The organism is Kitasatospora putterlickiae, from assembly GCF_039527695.1.
Taxonomy (GTDB): Bacteria; Actinomycetota; Actinomycetes; order Streptomycetales; family Streptomycetaceae; genus Kitasatospora; species Kitasatospora putterlickiae.
Genome location: NZ_BAAAKJ010000122.1, coordinates 32108 through 39996, shown reverse-complemented (window position 1 = coordinate 39996; position 7889 = coordinate 32108). Strand labels below are relative to the sequence as shown.

At 74.2% G+C, this 7889-nt stretch carries 5 protein-coding genes and 1 pseudogene; all 6 read left to right on the top strand.

Annotation, left to right across the window (positions count from 1 at the left end; genetic code table 11):
* Nucleotides 1-969: pseudogene (locus tag ABD308_RS12840) on the top strand (hypothetical protein); the annotation flags it as partial.
* Between the two features lie 121 nt (nucleotides 970-1090).
* Complete coding sequence (locus ABD308_RS12835; protein WP_344332846.1) at nucleotides 1091-2527, top strand: pyridoxal phosphate-dependent decarboxylase family protein; 1437 nt, start codon at nucleotides 1091-1093, stop codon at nucleotides 2525-2527.
* Between the two features lie 56 nt (nucleotides 2528-2583).
* Entirely contained in the window at nucleotides 2584-4023 is a 1440-nt protein-coding gene (locus ABD308_RS12830; protein WP_425554755.1) for a GNAT family N-acetyltransferase, read from the top strand.
* Between the two features lie 357 nt (nucleotides 4024-4380).
* Nucleotides 4381-5643, top strand: coding sequence for a MurT ligase domain-containing protein (locus ABD308_RS12825; protein ID WP_344332844.1), 1263 nt, complete (start codon nucleotides 4381-4383; stop codon nucleotides 5641-5643).
* Nucleotides 5644-5710: 67 nt separating this feature from the next.
* Entirely contained in the window at nucleotides 5711-6439 is a 729-nt protein-coding gene (locus ABD308_RS12820; RefSeq protein ID WP_344332842.1) for a type 1 glutamine amidotransferase, read from the top strand.
* A 371-nt stretch (nucleotides 6440-6810) separates the two neighbouring features.
* A complete protein-coding gene (locus tag ABD308_RS12815; protein ID WP_344332840.1) occupies nucleotides 6811-7836 on the top strand; it encodes a 6-phosphofructokinase in 1026 nt (341 codons plus the stop codon).
* The last annotated feature ends 53 nt before the right edge of the window (nucleotides 7837-7889 follow it).

Below are 7889 nucleotides of genomic sequence, written 5' to 3'. Positions count from 1 at the left end.
GCCGCGCAGCCGGCCGCGAGTGCCACCGCGACCGGCGACCCGGCGGTGTGGACCCGCTCGACGCTGCGCAACAAGCTGATGGCCGAGATGGAGGCCGGCGACCCCGGCATCGCCCTGGCCGACCTCGACAAGATCACCAAGCAGCTGCCGTACACCGTGCGGTTCTGCCACCCGATCGCCCATGAGCTCGGGCACGCGGCGGTCAAGCGCTTCAACGCCGACTTCCAGAAGGTCATCTCCTTCCCGCACGAGACCTGCGCGGCCGGCTACCTGCACGGCGCCGTCGAGGAGATGCTCAACGCCTCGACCCAGCCCGAGGCCGACCTGGTCAAGCTCTGCGCGCCCAAGAACAGCGGCCCGTGCATCCACGGCGTCGGCCACGGCACGATGTTCGTCGCCAAGCAGGACGTCGCCAAGGCGCGCGAGCTGTGCAACCTGTTCACCACCGACCAGAACCGGATCCGCTGCTCCGAGGGCCTGTTCATGCAGCTCTTCGGCCCGGACGAGGAGGACGAGAAGGCGAAGGCCAACCTCCCCGCCGACAAGCTCGCCCAGGACCCGCTCTACCCGTGCAAGGAGCAGCCGGCGCTCTTCCAGTCCGCCTGCTTCTTCTACGCGCCGACCTTCTACCTCTCCTCGCACGACTACCCGAACCACCCCGAGGTGTACGCCGAGGCCCTGAAGTGGTGCCTGAGCGGCCAGGCCTCCGGCGGGGCGGTGGACTGCAGCCGGGGCGTGGGCTCGCGCACCATGAAGTACAACCTGGACCGCGAGGACTGGGCCGCCCAGCAGTGCGCCACCGCCGCCGACGGCTGGCAGCGCAAATCCTGCGCGGAGGGCCTGGTCAGCTACTACACGGTGAACTACACGGAGGCGGGGGCGGCCGGCCGGCTCTGCGCCAAGTTCACCGACAAGGAGATGCAGGGCTACTGCCGCTCCGCGAGCGGTCTGTCCAGCTCGCTGGACTGACGCCCGCCGTCCCACCTGTCGGGCCCGCGCCGCACGGCGCGGGCCCGCTTTCGTAGGATCGCGGGGACCGGGTGCGCCGAGGACGCCGCGCCACCAGGCCCGCACCCTCCCGGAGCCGCACATGACCTCCGACGACTTCCGCGCCGCCGCGCACGCCGCCGCCGACCTGGCCGCCGACCACCTGGCCGGGCTGGCCGCCCGCCCGGTCTGGCGGCCGATGGACGACGCCGCCCGCCGCACCCTGCTGGACGCCCCGCTGCCCTCGGCCGGCCGCCCGCTCGCCGAGCTGCTGGACGCGGTCGGCCGCGACGTCCTGCCGTACCCGATGGGCAACGGCCACCCGCGCTTCTTCGGCTGGGTGAACTCCGCCCCGGCCTCGGCGGGCGTGCTCGCCACCCTGGCCGCCGCCGCGATGAACCCCAGCTCGGCCGGCGGCGATCACGCCGACGTCCACCTGGAGCGGGCCGTGGTCCGCTGGATCGCCGAGCTGGTCGGCTTCCCGCACCCGGCCGGCGGCGGGCTGCTCACCTCCGGCACCTCGATGGCGACCATCATCTGCCTGGCCGCCGCCCGCGACCGGGCCGCGCGCGCCGCCGGGTGGGACGTCCGCGAGGACGGCCTGGCCGGGATGCCGCCGCTGGTCGGCTACGTCACCGGCGAGACCCACTCCTGCGTCCGCAAGGCCGCCGAGCTGCTGGGCCTCGGCAGCAGGCACCTGCGCACCGTGGCCACCGGCCCCGACGGGCGCCTCGACCTCGCCGACCTGCGCGCCGCCGTCGCCCGCGACCGGGCCGCCGGACTGCTGCCCTTCCTGGTGGTCGCCTCGGCCGGGACGGTCGGCACCGGCGCGGTGGACGCCTTCGACCCGATCGCCGACCTCTGCGCCGAGCAGCGGCTGTGGCTGCACGTGGACGGCGCCTACGGCGCGTTCGGCGTGCTCGACCCGGTGATCGCGCACCGCTACGCCGGGCTCGGCCGGGCCGACTCGCTCGCCCTCGACCCGCACAAGTGGCTCGGCGTCCCGGTCGACTGCGGCTGCGCGCTGGTCCGCGACCCGGCCGGGCTGCGCGCCACCTTCAGCCTCGTCCCCTCCTACCTGCGCGACGAGGCCGCCGGGGACCTCGGCTGGTTCTCCGAGTACGGCACCGAGCAGACCCGTCCGTTCCGCGCGCTCAAGGTGTGGGCCACCATCGCCCACCGCGGCCGCGACGGCCTCGCCCGGGACATCGCCCGCACCAGCGCGCTCGCCCGCCGGCTCGGCGAACTCGTCTCCGCCGACCCGGAGTTGGAGCTGCTCGCCGAGGTCCAGACCTCGATCGTCGCGTTCCGCCTCCGCCCGCCCGGCCTCGCCGAACCGGCGCTGGACGCCCTCAACCGCGAACTGCCCGCCGCCGTCCAGCGCCGCGGCCGCGCCTTCGTCACCGGCGCCCGCCTCGCCGACCGCGAGACGCTCCGCGCCTGCCTGCTCAACCCGGCCACCACCGAGGCGGATCTGGAACTCCTCGTTCAGGAAGTGAAGGCCTCGGGCGCCGAGGTCGCCGCGTCACTGCACCATTAACCGTCAGGTCACGGGGGATTCGTGATCGTGAAACACCGGAGCGGCAGATTGATGGCATGGAGCACCTGGAGAAGCCGAAGCCCGGAACCGTCCCGACCATGAACCCCTCCCGTGCCCAGCGCCGTGGCGCCCGCGGCCACCGGTGGCGGCGCGACGCGGTGGAACTCGCCGCCGTCTTCCTCTCGGTGACCACCGCCGACCTGGTGGCCAAGCTCGTGGTGCACGGGCCGGACGGGCCGGTGGTGCTCGCCGCGTCCGCGACCGCGCTGCTCGCCACGGCGCTGTTCCACACCTGGTGGTCGCACCGGTACCGGTTGCACGGGCCGCCCGCTCCGGACGCGCCCGCGCCACCGGCCGCCACCGACCCGGCCGGCACCGATCCGGCCGACACCGCCGAGCCGCTGAAGGGGCCGCTGCACGACTTCGAGGAGACCGCGCTGTGGCGGGTCCGCACCACGGTGCGGGACTCCCCCGGCAGCCTGGCCCGGGTCTGCGCGGCCTTCGCCGCCCGGCACGTGAACATCGTCTCGATGCAGTCCCACCCGCTGCCGGCCGGCGCCGTGGACGAGTTCTTCGTCCGCGCGCCGCGCTCGCTGGGCCGGGCCGACCTCACCGCGCTGGTGGCCGGCGCCGGCGGGCAGGACATCTGGACCGGCCCGGCCGACGCCCACGACCTGGTGGACGTGCCGACCCACGTCCTGGCGCTGGCCACCCGGACCGCGCTGGACGCCGCCGAGCTGCCGATCGCGCTGCGCCGGCTGTTCGGGCGGTGCGGCATCCGGCAGTACCCGGGCGGTGCCGCGCGCGACGCCGCCGGGGTGGACGGGCACGTGCTGCGGCTGCCGCTTCCCTCCGGGGACCTCATCGAGCTCACCCGCCCGCAGCTGCCGTTCACCCCGACCGAGTTCGCCCGGGCCCAGGCGCTGGTCGAGCTGGACACCCTGCTCGGGCCCCGGGTGCCGGACGTCCGGGCCCGGCTGAGCCTGCCCGCCGGCGCCGACCTGACCGTCCGGCGCGCGGACGCCGCCGACAAGGAGGCCGCGCTGGCGATGCACCACCGCTGCTCCCCCGAGGCCCTGCGCAAGCGCTACCACGGGCCGGTCCGGGACGCCGACCGCTATCTGGACCACCTGCTCGACGCCCGGCACGGCCAGACGCTGGCGGTGGAGACGGCCGACGGGCGGATCGTCGCCCTCGGGCACCTGATGTGGGACGACGACAGCGCCGAGGTGGCGGTGCTGGTCGAGGACGCCTGGCAGCGGCGCGGGCTGGGCCTGGACCTCATGCGGCGGATGTCGGCGCTGGCCCTGGAGGCCGGGGTGGAGACGGTGTACGCGGTCACCCAGTCGTCCAACTCCGGGCTGATCGCCACCATGCGCCGGCTGGCGGCGCCGCTGGACTACCAGGTGGAGGACGGCACGCTGGTCATCACCGCGCACCTGGCGGAGGCGGCCGAGGAGCTTCCGGTGCCCTGGCAGACCCGCCCGGGCCGGTAATCATCCGGTCATTTCTTCACCACACCCTCACCAAGGTCACCAGGCTCACCACGGGCACCTCCCGGCCCGGGGACCCGGCCCCGGCGACCGGCCCGGGGACCCACCGCACGGAACCGGCGCGCGGAACCGCCGCGCCCCGCCCGCGCGTCCCCCACGGCGAACGGCCCCTCCGTACACCGCCGGTCCCGGCCCCGGGCCAGGACCGCCCGCGGGGGTCCTCCGGGCGCGTCCCAGCAGGCGGCGCGGGGTCCGGGGCGCCGAGCCCGGCGGCGGAGTCGGTAGGCTGATCCCGTCCCCGCCGCCCCACGGCCCGCAGTCCGGCCCGGGCGGTGCCGCAGCAAGGAGGAACCACTGAGCATGGCAGGCACCGAATCGGAGCCCACAGGCGCACGCGACGCCTCGCTGCCGGCGCGCGCGAAGATCGCGGTGACCGCCGGCAAGGTGGCCGCGGCCGTCTCCCGCAAGGCCGGGCGCGGCAGCGGCTCGGTGATCGGCGGCAAGGTCGCCCTGAGGCTCGACCCCGATCTGCTCGCCACCCTCGCCGAGAACCTCGACGTCGTGCTGGTCAGCGCCACCAACGGCAAGACCACGACCACCCGCCTGATCGCCGAGGCGCTGCGCGCCGCCGGTCCGGTGGTCTCCAACGCGCTGGGCGCCAACATGCCGGCCGGCATCACCTCCGCCCTGGCCGGCGGCTCGGACGCCCGCTTCGGCGTCATCGAGGTCGACGAGAAGTACCTGGCGATGGTGGCCCGGGACACCCGCCCCAAGGCGATCGCCCTGCTCAACCTCTCCCGCGACCAGCTGGACCGCGCCGCCGAGACCCGCATGATGGCGGAGAAGTGGCGCGAGGGCCTCCAGGACACCGAGGCCGTGGTGATCGCCAACGCCGACGACCCGCTGGTGACCTGGGCCGCCTCCTCCTGCAAGAAGGTGGTCTGGGTGGCCGCCGGACAGGCGTGGAAGGAGGACGCCTGGTCCTGCCCCGCCTGCGGTGGTGTGATGCAGCGTCCCGGCGACGACTGGTTCTGCCAGGAGTGCGGCTTCCGGCGCCCCAACCCGCACTGGGCGCTGCAGGGCACCCATGTGATCGACCCGCAGCGCGGCGCCTGGCCGATCCAGCTCCAGCTGCCCGGCCGGGCCAACCTGGCCAACGCCACCAGCTCGGCCGCCGTCGCCGCCGTGTTCGGGGTCGCCCCGCAGGTCGCCCTGGAGCGGATGCGCTCGGTCACCGCGGTGGCCGGCCGCTACGACGTCGTCCAGTACCAGGGCCGGGACATCCGGCTGCTGCTGGCCAAGAACCCGGCCGGCTGGCTGGAGACCTTCTCCCTGATCGACGGCCCGCCCACCCCGGTGGTGCTCTCGGTCAACGCGCTCGACGCCGACGGCACCGACACCTCCTGGCTGTGGGACGTGGACTACGAGCGGCTCGCCGGGCACCCGGTGTTCGTGCTCGGCCAGCGCAAGCTGGACCTGGCGGTGCGCCTGGAGGTCGCCGGGCTGCAGTTCCACGTCGTGGACTCGCTGGAGCAGGCCGTCCGGATGGCCCCGCCCGGCCGGATCGAGGCGATCGCCAACTACACCGCCTTCCAGCAGCTGCGGAAGGTCGTGGCCGGCTGATGCCGGACCGGCGCCCGGCAGCCGCCCCAGCAGTCCACCGCACGTACGTCATGGAAGGCCTTCGAGGATGAGTGAGAGCAGCCTGCGCGTGGTCTGGGTCTACCCCGACCTGCTCAGCACCTACGGCGACCGGGGCAACGCCCTGGTCGTGGAGCGCCGGGCCCGCCAGCGCCATCTCAACGTGACCCGGATCGACGTCCGCTCCGACCAGGCGGTGCCCACCAGCGGCGACATCTACCTGATCGGCGGCGGCGAGGACCGTCCGCAGCGGCTCGCCGCCGAGCGGCTGCGCAACGACTCCGGCCTGGTGCGGGCCTCCGAGAACGGTGCGATCATCTTCGCGGTCTGCGCCGGCTACCAGATCCTCGGCCACGAGTTCGTCAACGACCTCGGCCAGCGGGAGCCGGGCCTGGGCCTGCTGGACGTGTGGACCACCCGCGGCGAGGGCGAGCGCTGCGTCGGCGACGTGCTGGCCGACGTGGACCAGCGGCTCGGCCTGCCGCAGCTGACCGGGTTCGAGAACCACCAGGGCGTGACCCACCTCGGCCAGGGCGTCAGCCCGCTCGCCCGGGTCACCGCCGGCCGGGGCAACGGCACCGGAGACGGCACCGAGGGCGCCTGGCGGGACACCGTCTTCGGCACCTACCTGCACGGCCCGGTGATGGCGCGCAACCCCGGCGTCGCGGACATGCTGATCAAGCTGGCGCTGGACGTGAACGCCCTGCCGCCGGCCGACACCACCTGGTACGACGCGCTGCGCGCCGAGCGCATCGCGGCCACGACGCGCCCCGCGTAGCACGTCCCGCGCCCGCCCGACCGGGTGCCCGCCATGCGGTCACCCGGTCCACGGACGGGCCGGAACGTACGACAATGGGGCTGCCCCTCCCCGGGGCTGCCGGCTGCACACCCTCCTCGGCAGCAGGCTGCACTTTCCACGCGGGGGCGCCGAAGGCGCCGCTCCCGCGTCGGCTCCTGCCCGGCCGGACGCAGGCGCCGTATGCTCGACACCCACGGCCGGTTTCGGATGTTCTGTCCGGATCGGCCGGTCCTTCACCCGACGGCCATCTCCGCGCCATCCCGGCGCGGGTACGGCCCGCTACGGTGACGGTCCGTCGTCCCAGCCTGTAGTCCGGCCGTTCCTCGGTTCTGCTCGGGAGTTGCAAAGCAATGCGTATTGGAGTGCTGACCAGCGGCGGTGACTGCCCCGGCCTGAACGCGGTGATCCGCTCCGTGGTCCACCGGGGGGTGGTCGACCACGGCGACGAGATCATCGGGTTCGAGGACGGCTGGCGCGGTTTCCTGGAGGGGCACCACCGGCCCCTGACCCTCGACTCGGTGAGCGGCATCCTCGCCCAGGGCGGCACGATCCTCGGTTCCTCCCGGGTGCAGCCCAGCCACCTGCGCGACGGCGTCGAGCGCGCCAAGCAGTACTGCGCGGACCTGGGCCTGGACGCGGTGATCCCGATCGGCGGCGAGGGCACCCTGAAGGCCGCCAAGCTGATGAGCGACGCGGGCCTGCCGATCGTCGGCGTGCCGAAGACCATCGACAACGACATCGCCTGCACCGACGTCACCTTCGGCTTCGACACCGCCGTCTCGGTCGCCACCGAGGCGCTGGACCGGCTGAAGACCACCGCCGAGTCGCACCAGCGGGTCATGGTCGTCGAGGTCATGGGCCGGCACACCGGCTGGATCGCCCTGAACGCGGGCATGGCGGCCGGCGCCCACGCGATCGTCGTCCCGGAGCGCCCGTTCCACATCGAGAAGCTCACCGACGTCGTCCGGGAGCGCTTCGACCGGCAGAAGAAGTTCGCCATCGTGGTCTGCGCCGAGGGCGCCAAGCCCGAGCCCGGCAGCATGCACTGGGAGGAGGGCACCAAGGACATCTACGGCCACGAGCGGTTCACCGGCATCGCCACCCAGCTCTCCCGCGAGCTGGAGCACCGGCTCGGCAAGGAGGCCCGTCCGGTGATCCTCGGACACACCCAGCGCGGCGGCACCCCGACCGCCTACGACCGGGTGCTCGCCACCCGGTTCGGCTGGCACGCCGTGGAGGCCGTCCACAAGGGCGCCTTCGGGCACATCACCGCGCTGCAGGGCACCGCCATCAACCTGGTGCCGCTGGGCGAGGCGGTGGCCGAGCTGAAGACCGTGCCGGCCGACCGCTACCTGGAGGCCGAGACGGTCATCTGACCGTCCGCCCCCACGGAGTCGTGGACCGGAGCCCCGGCCCCCGAGCGCGCGAG

Coding starts and splice junctions, on each gene's coding strand:
- ABD308_RS12835 (WP_344332846.1), top strand. CDS start 1,091: ATGACCTCCGACGACTTCCGCGCCGCCGCGCACGCCGCCGCCGACCTG.
- ABD308_RS12830 (WP_425554755.1), top strand. CDS start 2,584: ATGGAGCACCTGGAGAAGCCGAAGCCCGGAACCGTCCCGACCATGAAC.
- ABD308_RS12825 (WP_344332844.1), top strand. CDS start 4,381: ATGGCAGGCACCGAATCGGAGCCCACAGGCGCACGCGACGCCTCGCTG.
- ABD308_RS12820 (WP_344332842.1), top strand. CDS start 5,711: ATGAGTGAGAGCAGCCTGCGCGTGGTCTGGGTCTACCCCGACCTGCTC.
- ABD308_RS12815 (WP_344332840.1), top strand. CDS start 6,811: ATGCGTATTGGAGTGCTGACCAGCGGCGGTGACTGCCCCGGCCTGAAC.